Annotated in this window: 18 protein-coding genes; 1 reads left to right on the top strand and 17 read right to left on the bottom strand. The window is 40.9% G+C overall.

Annotated elements, in window-relative coordinates:
• The first annotated feature begins 132 nt into the window (after window positions 1-132).
• Entirely contained in the window at window positions 133-1,002 is an 870-nt protein-coding gene (locus FHT21_RS08700) for an alpha/beta hydrolase (protein WP_167294296.1), read from the top strand.
• A 41-nt stretch (window positions 1,003-1,043) separates the two neighbouring features.
• Here FHT21_RS08700 and FHT21_RS08695 read toward each other — a convergent pair whose 3' ends face one another.
• From FHT21_RS08695 to FHT21_RS08615, 17 genes are all read right to left on the bottom strand, one after another.
• The gene (locus tag FHT21_RS08695) at window positions 1,044-2,033 is read right to left on the bottom strand and encodes an NAD(P)-dependent oxidoreductase (RefSeq protein WP_167294295.1); all 990 of its coding nucleotides are present in this window, start codon (window positions 2,031-2,033) and stop codon (window positions 1,044-1,046) included.
• A gap of 121 nt (window positions 2,034-2,154) precedes the next feature.
• The gene (locus FHT21_RS08690) at window positions 2,155-5,316 is read right to left on the bottom strand and encodes a glycosyl hydrolase (protein WP_167294294.1); all 3,162 of its coding nucleotides are present in this window, start codon (window positions 5,314-5,316) and stop codon (window positions 2,155-2,157) included.
• Window positions 5,317-5,329: 13 nt separating this feature from the next.
• Entirely contained in the window at window positions 5,330-7,243 is a 1,914-nt protein-coding gene (locus tag FHT21_RS08685) for a family 20 glycosylhydrolase (RefSeq protein ID WP_167294293.1), read from the bottom strand.
• A gap of 5 nt (window positions 7,244-7,248) precedes the next feature.
• Entirely contained in the window at window positions 7,249-8,334 is a 1,086-nt protein-coding gene (locus tag FHT21_RS08680) for a DUF6528 family protein (RefSeq protein ID WP_167294292.1), read from the bottom strand.
• A gap of 45 nt (window positions 8,335-8,379) precedes the next feature.
• Window positions 8,380-9,432: a DUF6528 family protein gene (locus tag FHT21_RS08675; protein WP_167294291.1), complete on the bottom strand. Its 1,053-nt coding sequence runs from the start codon at window positions 9,430-9,432 to the stop codon at window positions 8,380-8,382.
• A gap of 14 nt (window positions 9,433-9,446) precedes the next feature.
• Complete coding sequence (locus FHT21_RS08670) at window positions 9,447-11,006, bottom strand: RagB/SusD family nutrient uptake outer membrane protein (protein ID WP_167294290.1); 1,560 nt, start codon at window positions 11,004-11,006, stop codon at window positions 9,447-9,449.
• A gap of 35 nt (window positions 11,007-11,041) precedes the next feature.
• The gene (locus FHT21_RS08665) at window positions 11,042-14,452 is read right to left on the bottom strand and encodes a TonB-dependent receptor (protein WP_167294289.1); all 3,411 of its coding nucleotides are present in this window, start codon (window positions 14,450-14,452) and stop codon (window positions 11,042-11,044) included.
• A gap of 218 nt (window positions 14,453-14,670) precedes the next feature.
• On the bottom strand, window positions 14,671-15,867 hold the full coding sequence (locus FHT21_RS08660; protein ID WP_167294288.1) for a FecR family protein: 1,197 nt from the start codon (window positions 15,865-15,867) through the stop codon (window positions 14,671-14,673).
• A gap of 67 nt (window positions 15,868-15,934) precedes the next feature.
• Entirely contained in the window at window positions 15,935-16,495 is a 561-nt protein-coding gene (locus tag FHT21_RS08655) for an RNA polymerase sigma-70 factor (protein ID WP_167294287.1), read from the bottom strand.
• A 378-nt stretch (window positions 16,496-16,873) separates the two neighbouring features.
• Window positions 16,874-17,185 carry a hypothetical protein gene (locus FHT21_RS08650; RefSeq protein WP_167294286.1) on the bottom strand — a complete coding sequence of 104 codons (312 nt, stop codon included), beginning with the start codon at window positions 17,183-17,185 and terminating at the stop codon, window positions 16,874-16,876.
• A gap of 73 nt (window positions 17,186-17,258) precedes the next feature.
• Window positions 17,259-17,654 (bottom strand): SET domain-containing protein-lysine N-methyltransferase, encoded by a 396-nt coding sequence (locus FHT21_RS08645; RefSeq protein ID WP_167294285.1) that lies wholly within the window; start codon window positions 17,652-17,654, stop codon window positions 17,259-17,261.
• Window positions 17,654-18,064, bottom strand: a complete 411-nt coding sequence (locus FHT21_RS08640) for an SET domain-containing protein-lysine N-methyltransferase (RefSeq protein ID WP_167294284.1) — start codon at window positions 18,062-18,064, stop codon at window positions 17,654-17,656. The genes FHT21_RS08645 and FHT21_RS08640 overlap by 1 nt, the downstream gene beginning before the upstream one ends.
• The gene (locus FHT21_RS08635) at window positions 18,064-18,540 is read right to left on the bottom strand and encodes a hypothetical protein (protein WP_167294283.1); all 477 of its coding nucleotides are present in this window, start codon (window positions 18,538-18,540) and stop codon (window positions 18,064-18,066) included. The genes FHT21_RS08640 and FHT21_RS08635 overlap by 1 nt, the downstream gene beginning before the upstream one ends.
• A 90-nt stretch (window positions 18,541-18,630) precedes the next feature.
• Window positions 18,631-19,911 carry a hypothetical protein gene (locus FHT21_RS08630; RefSeq protein WP_167294282.1) on the bottom strand — a complete coding sequence of 427 codons (1,281 nt, stop codon included), beginning with the start codon at window positions 19,909-19,911 and terminating at the stop codon, window positions 18,631-18,633.
• Between the two features lie 17 nt (window positions 19,912-19,928).
• A complete protein-coding gene (locus FHT21_RS08625; protein ID WP_167294281.1) occupies window positions 19,929-21,962 on the bottom strand; it encodes a hypothetical protein in 2,034 nt (677 codons plus the stop codon).
• An 82-nt stretch (window positions 21,963-22,044) separates the two neighbouring features.
• Window positions 22,045-23,064: a hypothetical protein gene (locus tag FHT21_RS08620; protein WP_167294280.1), complete on the bottom strand. Its 1,020-nt coding sequence runs from the start codon at window positions 23,062-23,064 to the stop codon at window positions 22,045-22,047.
• A gap of 44 nt (window positions 23,065-23,108) precedes the next feature.
• Window positions 23,109-24,368, bottom strand: a complete 1,260-nt coding sequence (locus tag FHT21_RS08615) for a hypothetical protein (protein ID WP_167294279.1) — start codon at window positions 24,366-24,368, stop codon at window positions 23,109-23,111.
• Window positions 24,369-24,375: the final 7 nt, after the last annotated feature.

The raw sequence follows: 24,375 nt of genomic DNA, 5'->3' as shown, positions 1-24,375 counted from the left end.
ATTTTTCTTTTTTGAAAGACCTACCCTCTTTTATTATACTGATCTAATTCAGATAAGCATATTTAATCGGACAGAATTGAAGCTGGGTAACGCAATTTCTTCGTATTTTTAATTATAAAACCCGATCAGCCTATGGCTCTCTTAGAGAAATATACTACCAGCTATGTTATGTCAAAGGATGGAACAAGAATTGGTTATAAACAAACCGGGACCGGGCCAGGAGTTATTCTTGTCCATAGCGCCATGATGACTTCTAAAAATTTCATGAAACTTGCCAGCTTCTTATCCAATGAATTCACTGTTTATATTCCAGACAGGCGTGGTCGCGGTTTAAGCGGTCCGTTTGGCCCCAACTATGGCATTGGATCAGAAAGCGAAGATTTGCAGGCGCTAATCCATAAGACAGCAACGGATAATATATTTGGGCTTAGTTCTGGTGCTATTTGTGTACTTCAAACAGCTATCATAGAACCTGCGCTTAAAAAAGTAGCACTCTACGAACCTCCGATTCCAGTCGAAGGAACTGATCCTGCGGCCTGGGGCAGTCGCTATGAATCAGCTCTCTCTCTTGGAAATCTTGGAAAAGCAATGTTCGCGGCCATAAAAGGCACCGATGACCCCTCTTTATTTACATCCTTACCAGCTTTTCTTATTGCACCATTGCTAAATATTGCGATAAATGCAGATTCGAAGAAACAAGTGGGCGATGGTGTCTCGTTAAAATCCTTGATACCAACAATGCAATATGATCTCATGCTGGTGCATCAATCACCTGGAATTATAGATCAGTGTAAAGAGATTAAAGCTGAAATGCTGCTGATGGGTGGAACCAGGAGCCAACGTTACTTTAAACTTGCACTTGATAAATTAAATAATGTTTTGCCGCAAGTAAAGCGCCTTGAATTCCACGGTTTAGGACATATAGCCGCTGATAACGACAACAGTCCGGAAAAAATTGCAAAAGCCTTATCAATCTTTTTTCAGTCAAGCGGGATGCCATAAATGTAAGTTGTAATTGCAAATTTTTGTAATAGAAAGCCGCATCATTGCTCATTTACCGGATAGGGACCATGTTCAAACACTTCGGGATGATATCCTTTTATCCCTACCAGCTTTGACAGCTCGCTCCTGAAGTCTTTTCCTTCTCTCAGACATGTTAAAGCATAGCCAAAATCGTATTGTGGTTTCCACCCCAGTTCTATTCTTGCGCTTTCGTTCACGTAAACGCGGTCAATAGTAGGCATCATCATCCAATTTCTGGATTGATAAATGGTTTCATAATCAGGGAAAATTTTTGCTAATACACCTGGGGCATCATATCTTAAAGCCAGCAAGTCGCTTTGAGAAAATGGTGATGTTGCACTAATGATATATTTAGCAAAGCCTAAACTCCCTGCTTTTTCAATAGCCAATAAATGAGCATTTACGGCATCTTCAATGTCCACCCTTCTGTAAAGATATTCATTCAGCTTTAGGTTCTCATCGTCGTATAATTCGCGTACTGATTTTTTATCATCTGCTTCTGGAAAGAAGCGCGAGGTTTTTAGGACAATACAGGGCAATTGGTGGTTGCGGTAAAACAGCTGGCAAAGATCTTCGGCCGCATTTTTTGTCACGCCGTAAATATTTTTATGGATTGCTTTTGTATCCTCTGTGATCCATACAGCAGGTTTTCCTGCTTCGGGTGTAAGCATATCGCCGAAGGTACTAGTGGTACTGGTGTAAACAAATGCCTTTACCCCATTTGCCCTTGCCGCTTCCAGTAAATTCAGTGTGCCGGTCAGGTTCGTGTCGATAAAATCCTGATAGGTATGTGTAGCAACATGAGGTTTATGGAGTGTTGCTGTGTGAATGACCGCATCGACCCCTTTCATGCATTTATCAACAAAGTGCCTGTCAGTTATAGTGCCTGTTACCGTTGTGTATTCAGATGGATTCAGGTCAATACCTATATAATCTGTCTTTGTGTTTAGTAATGTTCTAATGATGGCTTCGCCCAGATGCCCGCTACTTCCTGTAACTAAAATTCGCATAATAGATTAGTTTTTAAAAAAAATAGTATTCAAATATACGCAGGATTGCAATCAGCAGAAAACATATTGCTTTAATGTGTTTGCAACCAAAAGGATTGTGAACAGATAGTTTATTGTTAAACTATTTAGCATACGTCAATAAATCAAAATCCTCTTCCAGTCCATAACTATAGGTCTGATAATCACTTCCCGAAGGATAGGTTTTCACATTATACCATTTACCGGGGTCTACCAGTCCAGGCAAAGGTTTATTATGATGAGGTCCTAACAGATTCTTCAGGCTTCCGATCACTTCTACTTCTATACGGTTGTTCCCCTTTTTCAGATAAGAACTTATATCAAGCTCATTCGGCTCTGAAGTGATAATCCCAACCGAAGCACGGTTAACTTTTATTGCGGCCACAGTACCCTTCCATTTTTTCAATCTAAGGATACACGGTATTCCAGCTTTTTGAACCTGGAGTTCTTTAATGTATTTAATGCCCTGTCCATAAAGCGGCAGTCCCTGTTTATCCCATGAGCCAAATGTAAGCGCCCGCGGGGGCACAATCTTCCAGCCTTTGGCAGCTGCAGCCAGGTTAAAATCACCAAGGATATATACCGGTTCTATTTCGGCATACACCCGCATAGGCGAAACCGACAGGGCCAGGCTGTTTTTGCCAGGTTTAAGGTATTTACCGATATCAAAAACACCAAAAGACCGATCAAGCCACCATTTGCCTGGTTGGGCTTCTACTTTTATCCCGTTTATGGTTACGCTGTTCCAAAGCCCGCGCTGCTCTATTACGGCACGGCAGTGCTTCAATTTTACATTTCTATCTATTTCAAAATGATAAGTTGCGGTATAACCACTTCCAGCAGAGAAAGTATCGCGGGCAACTATCCTGTCTTTAAATTGTGTGCGGTTGTTCCAGGGATTTCCTACCCCGTCTTTAAAGCCAAAATGTTTAAAAGCAGTATTAGAAGCTACCCCAACATGCAGATCGTGGTATGTGCTGTCGGGGCGTTTCAACTCCAGGTCGCAAAAATCTATCATCAGCGTGTTTTCATCGGGACGGAGAACTTTAGCCGGCAACGTTTTTATCACTTTTTTGTTTATTAGAGGCGCTGCCACCTTAAAACCAGCTTCTTTCTTATCAGACACAAAAACCATCATGCTCCCTGCGGGTGGGATGGTAAAATTAAATTCAATCTTGTTCTGGATCCTCTTTTCAGGGTAGTCATCAATTTCGCCTTTAAAAAGATCCATAAGCAGTACATCTTTACCTTTAAGTGCCACACTGCCTGTTGCAGCAGCGTCCATACTTGCATTGGAAAGGAAAACCAATTGCCCGTCGGCAAGCTGCCTACGTTGGTAATAGAGGTTACCCCCTATTCCTTTATCGCTGACAGCGGAAATTCTGAAATCGCTTGGCAGCAAATGCTCCTTGATGACCTGTATTTTATCTGAAGCCATGGCCTGTTGTATGTTTGAATGACCGGCATTGAAAAAATCGTCGGAGATACCGGTATTTCCGTCAACAAAACCCGGTTTTTCAAACAGGATTACTTTGCCACCCTGACTGGCATATGTTTTCAATAGGTTAAATGTAGGGCCATCCAAGTTGTCCATCCCGGGTGGGATAACCACCGTACTATATGCACGCTGCCCTATGACAAACTTTCCGTTTTCAATTTTCGCCTGGTCTTTGATGATGTTTTCGCAACCCAGATCATACTCTACATGCTGTTTTTGCAAAGTGGTAACAAAATCGTTGAAACCTTTTGCGATCTCAAAGAAGCGTTTATTTTCCTTACCCTTGAAATAATACATCCAGGCTGAAGTTGTTGGCTCCAGCACCAGTATTTCATTTTTTTGCTGACCTGAGGCCAGGCAAAGCGACAATCGGGCAAAATACTGGTTCAGCGTTTTATAAAACGGCCACCAGGGTTCGTGATAAGAAAAGCTGGGCGGATAATCGTATTTTCTTGCCCCGGTAATGGTCATGAACGAAAGGTGCTGGTTCATAAAATTCACACCCAGTACAAATTCCCAGTCGCCCAATCGTTTCATGTCTTTAAATGTGAGTTCCCAACCACCGCCGCCATAGGTTTCTGAAAGCGTACGCTGTTTACCAAGCTGATTGGCAACACTACTCAACTCCTTAACCGCCCTGATGTTGCCAAACTGTACCGGCTTTTCTTCATTATATTGGTTAAACAGCATGTCTATCCCCGGCATTTGGTGCCAGGCATACATGGCCATATTGTCTGGTCCGTGATAAGGACTTGGCCAGCCGTGTTCCCAGTAGTGCCCTGTCCAGGTTAAGCCCTTCTGCTGCGTATAGTTGAACATAGGTTTAGACCAACGGTCTATAAACAGCTGTAACAGGGTCTGATAGTAGTTGTGCCTTACTTTTTTCCAGTTTCCGGTTTCCTCAAACAAAGAAGGTAGATGCAGGGTCAGATCGTAGCCCCATTTTTCTTTAAAGCTGGCAAACAAATCAGGTGTCCAGCGTACGCAATCCTTTCCTTCATTAATAATGGTTGGTTCATCAGAAAAAATACCCGGAACGGTTTTTCCAAATTCGCGGCCGGCAACTTTTTCATATCCCTTGAAGGTGATATCCATAAACTTCTGTGTTACACCCTTGGCCATCAGATCTACATAAGAAGATCCAATAGGGCCTGCCACCGTACCCCGGTTCGATTTTTCGTAATTTACCTTTTTAAAAATCTGATATTTTCCTGTTTTACCATGCTCTGCAGCCAGGCTTGAGCTGACGTTTACAAAGGATCCGTCAACTGCTTTCAAAACGATGAAGATATCGGTAAGGTTATCGGGAAGTTGCTCTGCCTCACTCATGTATAACATTTGCCCCTGGTTATACGATTCTGGCATTTGGTCTGGAACCAAGCCGCCGCCAAAACCGGTAGGATACGAATTCTCATCGTAGATCCACACTTTAAGGCCCAGCTTTTTGCCCTGTTGCACGGCATATTCAAACAGACTGAACCATTCTGCTGATAAATATTCGGTAATCAGTCCGGGCCTGGCATGAACGATTACCCCCGAAAAGTCGTTTTTCTTATAATCGAGCAGCATCGAATCGATTAGCGGCTTGCTTACCTTAGCATTCCAAACCCAAAATGGGGTTGTGCCGTAGGCGCTGACAGGATTTTTAAAGCTTCTTTTCAATACTTCGAAACTGCCGGGATTAGGCTGCTCTTCTCTTAGCTGAAAACCGAAGAGAACCAGCAATCCGGCAACCAGAACAAGGGCTGATAATTGTTTTAATTTCATTTGTGTGTTTGCTTTAAATGCTGTTATCCAATGTAATGTTCGTAACCACGCTTCTACGGCCTGAAGGCGAAACCACCAATATTTTCAATACTCTTTTTTTTCCCTCCGGAACATCGAGGCTTATCGGCCCGCGATATTCATGATCGGCATCGCCGGGTAAACGGTTACTCAGCGTATAATATATCTTTGCTCCCGCCATTGGCACTTTCAGGTCAAAATAAAACTGTTTTCCAACAAGGGTAGTATCGGTATAGGCAAAAGGTGTAGGTACGCGGTAATTGTAGCCGGCTTTATCCAGTTTTTCGAGATGCTTTGGCAGGGTGTTTTCAGCAAATCCTTTATAATCCTTGTTGCTTTCCTGGCTCCATGCCGTTTCTGCAAGCGCAAACATCCTCGGAAATATCATATATTGTAATTTGGAAACAGAAGGAATATGTTCAGTCCACACGCAGCCGGAAACACCCAGGATATGTTTTTTATCTTCGGCTGTTAATGATTCATATTCGGGGTTATAGGCGTAAGCTTTCCAGACCGGCGAAAAGCCTCCGTGATTGATGGATTCCATATCTGATTGGCTCTGTGCATAATCAAAATATAAACCATTATTTCCAGGTGCCAGAACAATATTCAGTTTTTTCTTTAATTGGGCTATGGCCCCTTTCTCTCCAAAACGGTTCATAATGGCAACCTGGTCATTCAATCCGCCTTCCAGTATTTCATCCCAGCCGATCAGTTTTTTGTTTTTTGAACTAATGATCTTATTCAACCTGCTGATAAAATAGCCCTGCAACTCATGGGTGGTTGCGATATTCATTTTTTTCATGAACGCCTGTATTCCAGCATCTTTCTCCCAAAATCCTTTAAAGCACTCATCACCACCGATATGGATATACTCATATGGAAACAAGGAGGCAACCTCAGTAAAAACCTTGTCTAGGAATACATAGGTTGCTTCGTTTGCAGGGTTAAGGGTGTTGTCGACATACATCTCATACTTCCCGTCGGAAAACCATTTGGCAAAACTGCTGCCCGGATTTACTTTAATACTGGTATCCTGTGTGCAGGAAAGTTCGGGATAAGCGGCAATGGCGGCCATGGAATGGCCAGGTACATCGATTTCGGGCATTACCTGGATGTTTCTTTCTGCAGCATACCTGATCACCTCGCGTATCTCATCCTGTGTATAAAAACCACCATCTGTGGCCTTCTCTCCAGGTTTAGGCGGATCCATTGCGCCAAAATCGCCTATACGGGGCACCCTAAAAGCACCTACCTGTGTAAGTTTTGGCAAACTTTTAATCTCTATTCTCCAGCCCTGATCGTCGGTTAAGTGCCAGTGAAAGCGATTTAATTTATAGTGTGCCATCATATCGAGCAAATCTTTAACCTGAGTAACCGTAAAAAAATGACGTGATACATCGAGCATTAGCCCGCGATAGCCAAATCTTGGATAGTCGCTAATGCTCTGGCAGGGCAGCCTCAGCTCCCCAGTAGTTTCTACGGGGAACAGCTGGATGAGCGATTGCATTCCATAAAATAACCCCGCTTTTTTGCCCGTCACCACAATGGTCTGCGGCGTAATGCTAAGCTTGTAGCCTTCATCTGGCAGATTTTCTGCGCCTTTGCTGGTAAACAGGATCCTATTCGGTTTATTTTTTACTGTTTGGGGAAGCATCCTTTTGGCGGGCTGTCCTCCCGGAAATTTGCTTAGTCCAGAAAGATAGGTTTTAAAAAAAACGAGCAGTGGCTGCCCAGTAGCATCGGCTGTAATGACGGTCTGTTCATTGAACACAAATTCGCCCGCGTGTTTTTCAAACGTCACAGGAGCAGGGATAATAGCGCTCCTATGGCCGGTTTCCTGTGCTTTTGTTAAGGCAAAATTGAACAATAAAATAAATATGCATCCTGCTGTTATCGTTGATCTCATAGATTTTAAAGATAATTGGGGTCAAATGATTTTCCGCGGTAAAATCCTGCAGAACTAACCGTACGTGAATATAGAAATGCGCCGGTGGTGAGGTTATAAAAATCTACATGCGTACTGCACCAGCCATTAATGGGACAACCAGGATCTTTATAGGTCTGCACCATGGTGTTCTGGCCTGGCAGGGTACTTACCGAGTTTACAAAGGTACGTTGTGCAGCACCGGTTATTGCGTTGGGAATAAATGCACCAGCAGATTTATCAAATACATAAACGCCTCCATTGGTGGTAACCAGCAGTTTATTGGTATCCCCATCGTAAGGCGCAATATCGTGCCCCCAAGGAGTAATAGAACTAAGGGAATAACTTGTTATTAAAGACAGCTTAGGATTTGATACCGTTCCTCCACTCGCAGCGGTATTATAAGCGTACTTTTTCAGTGAATCGCCAATTGCCCATAAACAATTGTTAACAGGGTCCCATAGTACCTGATGGGCAGCTTTCAACGGATAAATTGTATTTACATATTGATTGGGCGCAGCCTGCGAAGAAGAATAGATCCTGATGTAATTACCACCGGTACCAGAGTTTGTGCCGGCAGCAGCTACCACACAATTTCCGTCGGGGAGAATTTCCATACCATGCACACCTGCATCAGCCGGAAATCCCGTTGCCCAAATGCGTTGTCCCCCCGGGTATTTAGCAATTACCGATAATCTTTCTGCCTGGGCTGTAATCACCTGACCAGAACCCCAGTGGTTGTTGTTCCTAACTTTTAAATCATTCACATAGCCCCATAAAGGTATTTCTGTAGTAGCATTAAATCCCAATGCTGTTGTTGGCTTAAACGACCATTTAGGGGTGGCCCAGCTCGTTAATACAGGGTCGTAGGCTTCCATGGTGGCATTGGCCTGGTTGGTGGTACCGATCCAGCAACAGCTTGCCAGCACTGCATTTGCCGTAGCATTTGCATTTAATTGTTTGTTTGCAGCAGCAAGCTTATTCGCTTCCTGCTGTTTGTTTTCTTTTTTACATGCCAAAAATAGGATTGAACAACATAAAAAGAATATGATTTTAGCATTTAATGTTTTCATCTTTATACATTTTGATTGTGTATGAAAAAGCTTGTACAGAAGCTGTTATTGATAGTTACTATTAAGCAGCTTAACTTTATAAAAGCATGCTCCATTTACTACCCTTGAGCCATCGAGCTGGCCGTTGGCCGAATAAAAATCTACCGTGCTTGTGCTCCAGTCGTTCAAACCGCAGTTCATTGCAGGACGTGGATTTTTATTGTAATCAGGACGGGTCAGCACAATTTGCCCGCTAGGCTGGTTTGCTATCCCCTTAACAAAGGTGAGGCCTGCGGTTGGGGCGATGGAAAAAGTCTTGGTCGTTTTGTTGTACACATACTCTCCGCCATTGCTGGTTACCCAAAGTAAATTGTCATTGCCATAGTAAGCTGATACTTCGTGCCCCCAGGCAGATGGAATGGTAGTTCTCCAGGAATCAATTTCAGTAAGTTCCGGAACAGCATCTGTACCCCCAATGGCAAGCGCTGTAATAATATGCGCCTTGGTTATGGCATGCTGACCGGTAACCCAAAGTACATTGGTTTTGGGATCCCATAAAACGGCATGTGCTGAAATAAGGGGATATTCGGCATAATATTCCTGATCTGGGCCTTGCGATGAAGCATACAGCCTAACCCAGCCCCCATCTGATGCAGCGATGGCGATATTTCCATTGGGCAGCAGTTCTGCCGAATGAAGGTTTCCGCTAAGGCGTTTTGACCATTTGCGCTTACCCGAAGGATATTCGATAATGGCCGCAAAGCCATTATCAGTGAGTGCTGCATATTCGGCATTATTCCATACCGGAACTTTTCTGAGCTTAAAATCTGTCCCGCCACCAAAAGTATTGATATCGGCAGTAACGAAGCCAAGCGCAGTTGTAGGTGCCCATGACCATTTCTTCGCCTCGGCAGCATTCCAGTTTTCTATTGTTGGATCGTAAATTTCAATTTTCCGGCTGGCATCGTTGGTAAGCACCGTCAAAAAGCCGGCAAAGGCCTCAGGTGGCTTGCTTACAAAAGGAGGTTTAACAACCGGGGGTTCTGTGGTCTTTTTATTACCACATGACCAATTCAGTGCCAGTGTAAAAATGGCATATAAAATAAAAAATCTTTTCATGACGTTCGGAATAATCAGTAACCAGGATTTTGTTTAAGTTTATCATTCAGCATTATTTCGGAGGTTGGAATTGGAAATAATAGCTTTTCCTGGGTGATATTATAAGTTCCCGCCTGTAAATAGCTGAATCTCTGCTTTTGGCTTACCCCAAAAGCATTCATCACGGTAATTGCATTTCCGGTCCTTACCAGATCTATCCAGCGTTTATTTTCAAAAGCCAGTTCTACCCGTCTTTCATGTAGTATAATAGCCCTTAATGCATTTTGATCGGTCGTGCTAATTGTACCTTTACCTGCCCCAAATGCTCGGTCCCTAACCTGGTTCAGGTAAGGTAATGCCTGTGCCGATTTTCCACCTTGTTCGTTTAAACTTTCGGCCAGCAGCAGCAACACTTCTGCGTAGCGGTAAATAGGCAGGTTATCGTTTGTTTGGTTGGCAATGGTGTGTGCATGAAGAAATTTTTTGGCAAAGGGTCTGCCTACTTTACCCGAAGGTGGCGTGTATCCAACAACAGATTTAACCGCAGTAGCAGTAAATATATCATTTACATTGAAAGAGCCTTCTGCCACTGCGATAGTCGCATCCAGCCGCTGATCTCCTGATTCATAATCTGAGATCAGTTCCTGGGTTGGTGTGTTGTATCCTCCAGGAGCTGTTACTGTATTTGTATTTACGCCTGTTATGATTGTAGTGCTCGTCATTCTAGGCAAATAATTGTAAACATTTCCTCCTGTATTTGCCTGAGGGGTTGACAAACCGGTATTAAACTGGATTTCGAATATTGATTCCTTACTGTTTTTATTGGCAAGCTGAAACACATCAGGATAGGTTGTCATCAGGCCATAATTCATTTGGGTAACCTGTTTTAATACCGCTTCTGCCAGGTCATATTTTTTTGTTGTTACATATACATCGCCAAGTAAGGTAAGCGCACTTCCTCTTGTGGCCCTACCAGTTTGAGGAAAGGAAGGTGGAGCAAGCCTTTCTGCTGCATCTTTTGCATCAGCTATAATAAAATCATAGACTTCCTGTGCTGATGAACGGGCTATATACGTTTCGTTTCGACTTAACGGGGCCCGCGGATAAATAGGTACGCCACCAAAATACCGTACCAGTTCAAGATAGGAAAGTGCGCGTATAAATTTAGCTTCGCCAATGATCTGGTTTTTACTAGTTACAGCGAGATCCACATCATTGATATGATCCAGTATGGTGTTTGCTGCTGATATGGCATTATACGCTGCATCCCATTTGGCCGGGGTTTCGATATTAGATCCATCGTTAATAAAATCGGCAATGGCCCATTTACTAAAAGTTGCTACGGCCTGATCAGTCGGGGTATAATCGTAATGCGCATTATCTGACCGCATTTCGCCCATAAGCCAGGCACTTCTGTTGTTGTATATGCCTCTAAGTTGGGCATAAGCCCCGTTCACCGCCAGATCGAAATCATTTTGGCTTTTAAAATAACTGCCGAGATTGATGCTGTTCGGATTATTTTCGTCTAGAAACTTTTTACAGGAAGCTAATCCCAGGGTAAGTATAATGATGCTATATAAAATATGCTTTTTCATTTTTAATGCTTTTTAGATGAGAACTGTACATCAATTTATAAAACAAGGTTAATCCCAAACGTAAATGTTCTGGGTATTGGGTATGCCCCTAAATCCTGTCCCTGTGCAACAGAGGTCAGGCCGTTTATGCTCACTTCAGGATTGCCAGGATAACTGGTAAATATGTAGGCATTTTGTACAGTCGTGTACAAACGCAGGCTTTTTATATAGGTTAATTTTTTAAAATTCCTGAAAGTATAGCCCAACGCAATGTTGTTGATGGTAATATGTGAAGCATCATGGACCCATCTGCTTGAATTGGCGCGATAAGCCCCCGTTGTTCCGGCCAATGTACGCGGAACCAAACCATTTCCCGGGTTTGCTTCTGAACGCCAGCGCTGCAACAATTCTGGTGGACCATTAAAAACCCCATCAAGATTATAGGTGCTTTCTTCCATACCATTGTACAGATCATTACCATAAGTACCAGAAAGTACAATATTGAGGTCGAAGTTCTTGTATGCAAAGCTGTTGGTGAAACCAAATATAAAATCGGGATTAGGATTTCCAATAATAGTCATGTCTTCAGGCCACGTAATCTTACCATCGCCATTCAAATCTTTGTAACGTACAGTTCCTGCCTGCGATAATGTAGTTGGGCTTGTACCATAGTATTTAGGACCTGCATCTGCTTCTGCCTGGTTCATAAACACACCATCGAACACATAACCAAAGTATTGGCCTATCGGCTTGCCCACAATTGTTCTCCAGTCGGTAAATTCAGACAATACTCCCGAAGGATTATCGGCAAATGATATATTATTTACACCGATTTTCTTAACTATATTCCTATTGAAAGAAATATTAAAATCAGTATTCCATTTAAATGCACCTGTTAAATTCTTGGTACTTAAGGTAAATTCGTGTCCCCATTGTTTAATGTCGCCCAAATTATCCTGTACGCTGGTATAGCCGGATGAGTGCGGTACCGGAACGGTAAACAATAAGCCATCAGTATATTTGTTATAATAATCGTAGGTAAAATTAATCCTGTCTTTAAACAGGCCAATATCTATCCCCAGATCTAGCTGTTTATTCCGTTCCCAAACCAAATCAATGTTTCCTAAACCACTTTGTACCTTTCCAGGGGCCAATACACTGCCAAACACATAATTGCTATTGCCTATAGTTGGTGTATGCGCATAATTCTGGTTGGCAAGACTGCCGCCAAACTCATTTTGACCTGTTAAACCATAGCTGGCCCGTATTTTTAAAAAACTTATTTTAGAAAAATCCTTTAAAAACGCTTCTTCGCTGGCAATCCAGTTAGCACCTATTGAAGGGAAAGTTCCCCATTTGTTATTCGAACCAAAGCGCGATGAGCCGTCTCTTCTTACCGAAGCCTGAAGGGAATATCTGTTCTTATACGTATAATTTACACGACTAAGGGCTGATAACATGGTCCAGGCGTAAGCGGCTGATGTATTTGTTGTAAAACGCGTAGCAGCGCTTAAATAAGGTACGCTGTTATCAGGGTAATCGCGTCCAACAATTTGTGAAGAGTAAACATCAAAACGCTGGGCAGTAAAACCGGCTAATACCTCCAATGAATGGTCTTTAGCGAAAGTATTCTTGTAGCTCAACAGGTTTTCGTTTAACCAGGTGGTTGGGTTTTCTGTATATGATTCGCCCAAAGCAGTATCGTTGCTTCCTGCAGTAGGAAATTCGACTGGTACATCATTAAATCCTCCGAATGCGGTAGATGGCACGAATTTTTTTGCCTGCATGTTTCCCAGATCAAGATTGGCAGAAGTTCTGAAGGTAAAATGTTTTAAAAAACCGATCTCTGCAAAGATATTCCCCAGCACACGTGTTCTTTTAACGTCATCATTAATTTCAGTTAACTGTCGCAACGGATTCGCCCACACAAACAGATTCGGAAAAGATCCAACCCCTAACGCTAAAGATCCATCCGCGTTATATGGCGATCCCATAGTGGGCATCATCAGGGTTGAAGCAAAAATTGCCCTTTGCCCGTCAACATTGAAACCTGAACTATTTGCTCTGTTTTGCCTGTTGTTGTGCTCAAGTTGCACCGATGGAGCAAGGCTTACCCCTAACTTAATATTATCGGTCAATTTTACATCGCCGTTTATACGTAGCGAAAAACGTTTATAACCTGTGTTTTTTACAATACCATCCTGATCAAAATAACCTCCTGTTATGCTCAAGGCAGATTTATCATTGCCCGATGAAATGGCCAGGCTATAATTCTGGGCGGCACCCTGACGGGTCAGTAAATCGTACCAGTCGGTTCCCTTACCATATTGTTCGGGGTTTTGGTAAGCGCCGGGTACACCTCCTGTATAACCTTCATATAAAGCCTTATCTTCAAAAAAACCTTTCATGTAAGTAGCCAGCTGCGTAGCATCCATTACCTCAGGCTTCAGCTCTTTCATGTTTTCTGCAAGCCCGTAATAGCTGTTAAATTCAATTTTAGGTGCGCCTGATTTACCCCGTTTGGTTGTAATGAGGATAACCCCATTGGCTCCGCGCGAACCATACATGGAAGTACTCGAAGCGTCTTTCAATATGGAGAAAGACTCAATCTCGTCAGGATTGATATTATTGATGTTATCTGGGTTACCAATCATAGGTATTCCGTCAATAACAACCAGTGGCCTTACCGATGAAGTTAGCGAGGCGGCTCCACGTATGCGGATATCCATACCCTGGCCAGGGCGTCCGGTTCCCTGAGCGGCTTGTACTCCCGGAAGTTTTCCCGTTAATCTTTCAGCAAAAGTTCCCGTTGGCTGATCCTTGATATTGGCAGCCGATAGCGTTGCAACAGATCCAACTATGTTTCTTGTAGTCTGCGTTCCGTAAGCAACTACAACTACTTCGTTTAATGCTGTATTCGACTCCGTTAATTGAACATCTATAGTAGTTTTGCCATTAACAGGAACCTCCTTTGGGGCATAACCAATATAGGAAAAAACAAGGATACCAGTTAACTCAGGTATTGTTATTGTGTAATTACCGTCCTTGTTGGTGCTTGCACCACCTGAAGATGTACCTTTGAGTTTAACCGAAACACCAGGTAATGGCAAGCCCTTTGTATCTGTTACAGTTCCCTTAACTGTAACGAGGTTGATTTCGGAAAGCAAAAGGTCGGTCGTTCTTCTAACAACGACCATATCCTGAATAAAGCTAAAAGATACCCGTTGCCCTTCAAAACATTTTTTAAGCGCAGTGGTTAATGGGGTGTCTTTTACATTTATTGTAACTGGTTTGGTTTGTTTGATAATATCTGCATCGCACAAAATGTCATAACCGGTTTGTTTGCGGATTTTATTGAAAATCTGCTCCAGCTTTGCATTTTTTTCTGACAGCGTTACCCGTTGGGCAAAGCCATTAGCACTTACCTGCAGCAAACCAATAAGGAGAAAAAAAACTATTAGTTTCATGATTAAAAATAGTTTATAACCCCCGTAACGTTTTTTATTACAGAGTTCATAAGGATAAAATTCCATATCTTTGAATATTAGGTTGGTTCAATAATTTGTTTGATCTTATTATAATGTCTATACCGGCAGTAATCACCTAAACCGCATTGATGCGGGTAAACCGGGGGCGCTGCAATCGCTCCTGGTTTTTTAGATAATTATGCTGAAATGGTGTATTGCTATTTCATAACAATTATCCTCCTTTCTTTCCCCTTGCCGTTTAGGTTGTCCATTTTAAAGCGTACCACTCCTGTAAGCTCTAGGCGTTTTAAAACTTCCGACACATTTTTATACCGCGACACTGTACCCCATAAGGCTTTGTCCTGTAGGTTATCCTGGTAAACAATAGATACATCGTACCAACGCTCTATTTTACGCATGATACTTTCAACTGGTTCATTAGCGAACATAAAATATCCATCCTTCCAGGCAACGGCCTGTTCTGTATCAATTTCATTATTGAGTATAATATCCTGCCCTGTACGTTCAGAAATTTCTGCTTGCTGCCCAGGTTTCAATACAACTTTTTCGGCTCCATTATTTATTTTGACTGCACCTTCAAGTAGGGTAACTTTGCTGGCTGTTTCATCTTTATAGGCCATAATGTTAAAATGAGTACCTAAAACCTCCACTTCTGCCCTACCATAATTTACAACAAATGGTTTTGCCTTGTTTTTAGCGACTTCGAAATAAGCTTCTCCACTAAGACTTACTTCCCGTTTATTACTGGTAAACTGTGAGGGGAATGATAATTTGCTATCAGCATTTAACCAGACACGGGTTCCGTCGGATAAAATTACCTGGTACGTCCCTCCTTTTGGGGTAACTGCAGTAATCAATTCACCTGCTGCAATATTTCTGTCTTGGCTGCCCAAGCCCGCTACACTGCCATCATTGTATGTTAATTTGTTATGGGTAACGAATACTGCTTTCCTTTTGTCGCTGAGTTGTATGACTGCCCCATTTGAAAAAGTCAACATAGCGGTATTTTTACCCGGAGAGATATCGGTGTGGGTTACACCCTGTAATTGGGGTGCTATTGTCTGGCTCTGATAAAACCATAATCCTGTGCCCAGGGCAATCAGAATGGAAGCAGCTATCGCAATACGTATAGGCCAGCCAATTTTTATGCTGCCATTTTTGTATTTACTGTCTTCTGTTATTACGTTAACTTCTAGTGTGTCGTTTAATTTTTGGAGTATCCGCGCTTCAAGTACCTGCTCGGTTGCAGCAAAAGAACTCGGGATGTTTAATGGTGTTTCAAGGTTTGTACTATACCAATCATTAAACTCCCTAAGCTCATCTTCCGTAATGCTGTGGTCCAGCCATTTTGAGGCAAGGTATCTATATCTTTGTAGTTCTTCTGAATGTTCCATTTTTTAGGGGTCTGTAACTATAATATCCATCGTAAAATGGAAATCCCTTAGTTCCCCCTCAAAAAAATTACAACAAAATCAAAAAGAAGTGATTAAACCTTGTCCGTAGGGTTTTTATGGCCTTTCCCATATGCGCCTCAACTGTTTTTTCAGAAATATTAAGTTCTTCGGCAATTTGTTTCTGGGACATGTTCAGGTTTCTGCTCATGTTAAATACCAGCTGGCACTTTTCGGGCAGTTCAGAGACGTACCTGTCTAGAATTTCTTTCAGGTCCAGAAACTCCAGCCATTGCTGGGTAGAATCGTCAAGTACATTACTGGCAATACTCTTGGCATACTTTTGCTGATGGTACTGCTTATCTAGTATTTTAATGATCCAGTATTTTACCGAGGTAGTAAGATAGGCGCCCAAAGTAGTGGTGATGGTAATAACTGCTCTTCTGTTCCAAAGCGACATAAAAATATTTTGTACCACTTCTTCTGCTTCTTCCATATTGCCCAGTTTTTTCCCGGCTATATAAAACAGCTTTTTCCAATACCGATGATAAATCTCAGTATATGCAGCATGGTCTCCCTCTATAAGCAAGGCAGTCAATTCCTCATCAGTAAATTTGGCGTAGGCAGCCATGGCTCTTATATCTTGCTTAAGATTGTTAAAAAGATAAAGTTCCAAAAAAAAATTGCAATTAAGCAAGTCCTAATGTATTAACTTTCTATTAAATATTACTGACTCATATATACCTGGTTATTTTTGGCGTGAATGGCTAATACTGATTTAAAATTTTTTAACGCTTAAAGCGTTTTTTATAGCTTATCGTGTTCATTATTGAAGATTTACAGCGAAAAATTATATGGAAATGCAGTAATTCTCAAGGTAATTTAAAAATGGACTTACCTTGAGAAGGTTACTTTAGCACAAAAAGTTGGCATATGATATATTGTAGTTTTGATGTTCCAGTTTGGAAAAACTACGATTTATTGCCACTTCTTAATTTTATAGCGCAAACTATTTATCTTGATTTTTAGGTTTGATTGCAGTTTTGCCCGAATCTGGTACTAGAGATGGAACAGTATCAGGACGTTTCTTATTTTTCTTCTTAAACAAGTTGTTCAGTTTATCGCTTACTTTGTTTATTGCTTTGTCGGTAACGTTATCTGCGGTTTTATTTACAGCCTTGTCTACAACTTTATCTGTAGAGCGATCGACTGAGGTTTCTGCAGCAGTTTTTGCTTTTGCTTTGAGTTTGCCCAAAATCTGTGCTTGTGCTATCCCTCCTATACCAATAGTGAGGAAAAAGGCCAAAATTACTTTTTTCATGGTTTGCTTTTTTCTAGTAAAAATAGGCTGCCTGCGTAGGCAGGTCAATCATTAAAAAAGATGATTTTTCTGATCAAACCGGAACTATATCTCTGTCTATAAACCATTTAGTGTAATCTCTGCCATACTCGCCTCCATAGTTGATGCATATTTCAGTATGTGCATCTATCTGCTCGTGAGCCGTAAACACCATCTGTTTTTTCCCTCTATCAAGTATATAAACAGCATTAGGATATTGTTTGTGGTTATACATGGAGCCAAAACCCATGGTTAACGACAATGTATTTTCTTCTTTATTAAAATAAAAGCTATAATCCATCAGAGCTGTAGCGTTTAATGCAGCAAATTCTTTAGCAGGGATAATAATGACAGGGCAAACTTCTATCACTTCTCCTTCGCGAATAGCTGTATTACAAAAAACACCCCTGCCCTTTCCCTTTATCGTTTTTAAGTATAATTGTTTCGTCATTATTCATCCGGATTTGGGAAATAAACCTCACTCTTATCTGCTGGTTTGCCATTATAGTTAATGGTTACTTCATCGCCAGCTTCAATGGTTTGGTAAGCATAAATATTAATGGTATTTTTTTTCTTAGAAAACGTGTAAAAGGCATTTGCTTGGGGCGAGTGATTGTAAAACGAGGCGTAGCCGAAACAAAAAGCTGCCTGTTTTTCAACTTCGCCCAATAAAAAATAATAATGAAAAAGCTTGGTAAACCGTAACGCTTCTTTTTCATTATGCGATAAGAAAACAACGGGAGCCTGCTCTATAAGGCTCCCTTTTAGGATCTTGTTTTTTGCAAATACGCCACGCCCATGTGCGAGACTTTCTTTTACTTCAATACACAACGGTTGATAAATGTTTCTATTGAACAGCATTAGTTGCCTTTTGTGGGTGCAATTTTTGCATCTTTAATTGCTCTTTCTGCTGCTGCTTTATCGGCTGCTTCCTTTTTATAATCGATAGGTGCAGCTTTAGGATCTTTTGCCGTGGTGGCCTTAGGGTTAACATGTTGCGCAATTTTTGCTTCTTTAGCTGCCCTTTCTGCTGCAGCTTTATCTGCTTCTTGTTTTTTGAAATCTGTAGGAGCTGCCTTAGGGTCTTTTGCAGTAATGCTTTGCGGATCAGTATGCTGTGCAACTTTTGCATCTTTAATCGCTCTTTCTGCTGCAGCTTTATCGGCTGCTTCCTTTTTAGGATCGACAGCAGCTCCCTTAGGATCTTTCAATGGGGTTGAAGTATTAGTAGTTTGATTATTACCTGGGTTTACAGTTTCTTTTTTTACCGTAACAGTTTGTGCTTTAACTGCTGTTACAAACAACAGTGAGCCTAGAATGGAGAAGATTTTTTTCATGTTATTCAGTTTTAGAAAATGTTATTGATGATATAAAATTAAATAGTACCAATCTTAGTTAACATCATTAAAAAAGATGATTTTATATGCTTATTCCAACATATTCCTGATGGCATCAAAGTCGAAGTTTTCGGTAAAATTTTCTACAAGGCTTTTCCCAAGTGTGGTTTTTACATATCTATAGGTCAATTCTATCATATAAGGTTTGACCGGATTTTTTTCTGCGCCCTTAAAATACTCGCGGTTATATTGATAGAGGGTGGCGCCATTTTTATCATCCCAAAAGCCACTAAAGGTGAATGATCCTGTTTTTTGTGCATCTTCTTTGGTATCCACATTGTAGGTATCAATCCAAACATTATCATTCGAACCTGGACCATAATTGTTTTTCCAAGAAAAGGTTTCTGTTTTGGGCTTCACTATAGCAGGTTGCGCCAACCAATTTGCAGTATTTTCTTTCAATGCCTTTTGTACAATCACTTTTTTTGCTTCGATTTTTTGTTGCCAATCGGGATATTTTGCCTTCCTGACGATAAGATTTCGCTTGCCGTTTTCATACAACTGAGGATATTTTTGTGGATCTTTCATCATGCCAGCGGATTCATTTTCAATCTCCTTTATTTTATCGGCTACCAATAGTTTTTCTCTTTCGTAGTAGACCAATAGCGCTTCGAGGTATTCTTTGCGGGTAACAGGCACAAACAATAAAACACCAGGTTTGGTAAAATACCAATGGCGGGTCATATATACACTGCGGTTGCCCTGTTTTACAGTGGTCTCGGCCAAATCCTGATAAAAGCCTTTCCCATTGTTGATATTTTTTGAGGCATCTATTTTGATAAAATCGTGCAGCGCGATAAACTGTCCGTTGTATTTTTTGGCTGTTTCGTAATAGTATGCCTCATCAGGGAAAGAAAAGGCATTCTCTATGTCGGTATACCGGTTAACATAGGCACGAAAAACATTGGCGTATTCGCTGTTCACTATCATTTTGTTTTTGATACAGATATATTCATAACAACCCATATTAAGGTCATAGCTTGCTAATGGATATTTACCAGCTATTGTAACAGCCGTATGGCCCGAAAAGGTGGTTTTGAGTATACAACCTTTAAGGGGATAGTTAATGCGGCTTTGTTTTTCGAGGGCCTCTATTTTTGTGAGTACCGTATTGGCCATGGCCTTATTGGCCGCTGTACCTAAGTCATCTAACCAATGGGCTTTTTGTTGTGGCCATTCACAATGGGCCGCGTCTATCAGTTTTCCGGGAAGGTTTTCCAGATCTTTTGACGACTGGCAATCTTGTGCATGTACTTGTTGAGTGAATACAAAAAACGCAACAATTATTTGAAAAGAAGTTATTGTTTTCATGGTGTATATTTTTAGTTTTATTTACCAAAGCCACTAATAGCCCCCGACATACTTCCAGAAATCAAACTCATGCGACCAGAAGCAGAAACGTTTGCCACCGATGCTTCGCCGCTTACATACACATCTTCAACACCGTGGCTGGTAAACTCCATGCCCATACCGGCCTTAGCTGACGCTTCTAAGGGCCCCTTACCTATCGATTTATCAATTACTGTAGCTTCGACCGTACCTTTTACAAATTTATCTTTGCCTGCATTGTCCGACTTGAAATCAAAGCTACCTTTCAACTTACCAGCATCAAATTCTACACGCATTTTACCACATGCTACAATTTGCTTGTACGCACCAAAATCCAAAGTAGAAATATGAGTGCAGTGCATATCGTCAAAATCAGCCAACTTATAGCCTGAGGCTTTGTTCTCAGCTGCTATGCAATTGTTACCATATTTATTGGTAGCAATGTATCTTGTATTGCCAAGAACTCCCAGCCATTCTTTTTTGGCTGCAATTTTTGTTGCTTCAAAAGCTGCATCATCCATCGTAAATTGTTCCCAGTACAACTCTTCGGTTATTTTTAAATACGCTTGGTGCAGGAAGTTTTGATAGGCTGCTTCTAGTGGCTTATTATAATTTTTATATACCCACTCACTGTATTGCTGTTGTACTTTGCAGTTATCATAGCCAATATTTTCTCCTTTTTTAGCAAGCTCAGTTTCCTTGTCGGCAATGACGCTGTTTTGTTTTTCCAAATTCTTTCTTTGTGCTTCATCTTTTGCCATAAAATCTTTCATCAACGAGTCAACCTGTGCTTTTGCTTTTTTAAAACGGTAACCTACGCCCCCATCTTTATTCATTTCTTCCAGGTTTTTTTCGCCAACGATTCGATAAAGGTTATCGGACAATACTGAATTTGCTTTCATTTCACTAATTTCTTTCACGCCCTTATTATCGAATTTTTTATAAGCTTGTGCCGCCTTGGCTGCGGCTGCCTGTTGATATGGAATCATTTCTTTTGCCAACGCCATTGATTGATCACCTACTTGTTTTTGAAAGGCATCCCAGTCTACTTTCAGTCTCATTTCATCTTCATAGCTTGTTGGTACATCCGGACGCACAAAATTTTTCAAACCCAAAGGGTTGGGATCAGGGCGAAAAGGTTTCCGCATGTCGCTGCCTTTTACTTTGTAGCCCAATTTGCGCAGCATATTTATTTTATCTAATGAAAAACTATATGCTAAAGAGTTTTTCATTTTTTCAACTGCCTGTGTTGTATTGCCCTTACTTTGCTGAATAAGACATTGGGTATAGTTTGCCTGTGGATGATAAGCAAATGCTTTTATCACTTTTTCTAAATTGGTATTTGCCTTATCCGTTTCGCCCAAATAAAACCAGGCCTGCCCCAGGTTGTTCAGAATAGTTGTATTATCAGGGTATTGTTTGTTAAGATATTCCAATAATGGAATGGCGCGATGTGGTGCACCACCCATACTTAGCATAGCCGCAAAGTTGCTGAGCAGATCTGCATCAGAACTATTGTCGGCACAAGCTCGCCCCATAATGTACACCGCAATTTCAGGCTGGCCTGTTGTCCAAAAGCCAATACCTTCGTTACCTATTATTTCAGGTTTATATTTATTGGTTTTAAAGTAGGAATACACATTTTGTCCCACCTGCTTTGCATCATTTGCAATTCCTTTTTCAACATAATCGTTTAGGGTTTTGATATAAGCTGGAACTGTAGCAGCAGTTAATGTGATTTGAGGGATAGCGCTAATAAGCGTATTATTTTTTGATGGCACATCAAATGCTCCGCCACCACTTATGGTGGTCTTCACATCCGCATCCGTAATCCCGGTAGGCATTGAAGGAACTTTGGTAGACATTCCCATCTGCTCCAACATCTTTTTCTGTTCAGGTGTTAGTTTAATTAACTGCCCCTGTGCCTGTTTTATTTTATCATCTACTTCTTTTTTATTGCTTGGATTTTTTTGTTGGCCAAAAGCTGCTGATGCAAATAAGGTAGCGATGATTAGGGTATTGATCTGTTTCATCGGTTAAAAATGATTTTTAGAATTGAAATTTTAATCCGTTACGAGATGCTCAAACCAAGTTAAACGGATTCCATTTTGGCAGTTATTTATTTTCTAAACTTGTTTTAAAACCTGGTGGGTTATCAATAATTGATTTTCCGGTTCTACTCCGGGCATATGAAAAACCATTTTGATTATAAGTGCCGTCTCTTTCGGTATTCTTTTTGGGGTTAAGAATTAGACTATAACTATCTGTTCCCGAATAATATTTTATTTCAAAGATGTAATTCGTTTTTTCCGGCTTATAATCGGATGCTTTTAATCTATTTCCCCATAGCGATGCATTATTATCCTTCTTGCTCCACCATTCGCCTCTGCCTTGATTAGGAATTACGATAAGTTGGTTTGCCTGAACAACATAAGTTCCACTTTCGTACGCAAAAAGTATTTCTTTCATCAGTGTAGACCAATTTTTTAGACGGAAAATATAAGTGCCGTCGTCTTTAAATAAATATTCCCGCCTAAAATAGCCCGCTGTATACTGCGGAAATCCGTTATAATACCCACTCGTTTCTAAATGGTTATCACACCACAAGCCTGCAACCGAAGGTTTCCCTGCTTGGTTTGAGATAGTAGCAGTAGCATTACCAATTTCATTTTGAGCGGGTTTTGTTAACGCTAAAGAATTTAAAAATGCGAGTAACTCGTTTTGATGTTGCTTAGTATTGGTCATTAAAACCACACTTACCATTTGCCCGCCGCCAGTGGCGGTTAATAAAGTAGCCATACCTGTATTTGCACCATCGGCATAATTTGCTCCACCAGAAATTACTTCCCAGCCGTTTTCGTTTGTGGGTTGCTGCATAATTGGCTCCGCATTTACCTGTACAGTGCTTTTTACCAGCTTAAGCCAATCATTGTTGAAATTTTCTGTTGCCGATGCAGTAGATGCAGTTGCTTTGGTAATAACTACTATCGCATAGGAAGCATTTTTTTTATCTGTAATGGATAATTGAATACCAGCCTCATTTTTTAATTCTTGCCAGCCTTTGGGTAAGGCATATGAAACCACATCGAAAGTTTGTTTTTGGGCGAAGCTTGTAAAGCTTATCGCTACTATCATATTGAACAGTAAAAATATTTTTATGTGCTTCATTGCCTATCGGATTATTGTAACAGTTTCCTAAACTCATCCAGGTTAAGTTGGTCTATAAAAGATTCTTTTACGCCCATTAAAAAATTATAATTTGGCTTGAAACGATACATTACATCGACCAATATTGGTTTTGTGCCATTTGGTGGATATTTTTTCAGGTATTCGGGGTTGATCTGGTACAGACAGAAGCCTTCGGTGCCGGTATAAAATTCGGTGAAATAAAAATTACCATACACATCACCCAAATACCGATTACGATCGGTTGGCACAACAAAAGCTTTGTTATCACCCGGTATAACAGCCTGCTGGTTCAGCCATTTTTCATCTTTCTTTGATAATAGGTTTTGTGCAGTAGTTTTTTTTCTTGCATTTACCTCATAGAATTCTTTTAAGTTCAATTCTGCATAGGCTATTTTATTTTTTACTTTCTCTTCGAGTAGAGGTACAATCCCTATTTTTTCCCGGTCATAATATTCCAGCATATCCTGTAAAAATTTCTTCCTTGTAATGGGAATAAAAAAAGGAATATCGCTATGTGTAATAAATGCGTGGCGATATACAAAATCGTTATTTACTGTAACGAAACCGGAATTAGGAAAGTTAATGCCGTATCCTTTGCCTGGTTTATTCTCAATTACCGGATAGGAACTAAGGTTACCTGCTTGTTCACTATTCAGATCAATAAAACCATTTCCGTTGTTGATGGCATTTACCACCCTGCTGTCTGCAAAACCATAGTAATTAAGTATAGCAATAAAAGGGGCATTTACAAGCTGTGAATTTGCCGGGATTTTATAAGCATCGGCATTTCCCTGGAATGAATTAAACGCTTTTTGAAACGATGGATTCCCGATTACCCTAAGCACGCCCTGGTATTCGTCAACAATGGCCAGCTTATGTGTTTGCACATTACATACAAATGCATGAAAACCCAGGTTGTACGTATAGCTACAGATAGAAAACTGATTATAACATATTTTAGAATTTAGCCCAAAGCTGGCTTTGGCCAGCCCGCCTGTAAACTGTAGCTTTGGTTTGGTTATGTTTTCAAATGCCTCCATCATTTTTCTTGCATTGGCAATCTCCGTCGAAGAAATACCTTCTTTGCCCCCTCCAGTTACGCCGCCAATATGAGCATCAAGAAACCTACCCGGTTCTTTTAATACACTTTCAGCAGTGCAATCCTTATTCATTTGTTTTGCCAAGGCATTAAATTGTGCCTGTGCAGCAAAACCATAAAACAGCAGGCTAATGAGTACTATTTTTTTCATTGAAATA

The organism is Pedobacter sp. SG908 (genome assembly GCF_011759615.1).
GTDB lineage: Bacteria > Bacteroidota > Bacteroidia > Sphingobacteriales > Sphingobacteriaceae > Pedobacter > Pedobacter riviphilus.
Note: the sequence above shows the minus strand (reverse complement) of the source record. Positions and strands in the feature narration are given on the sequence as shown.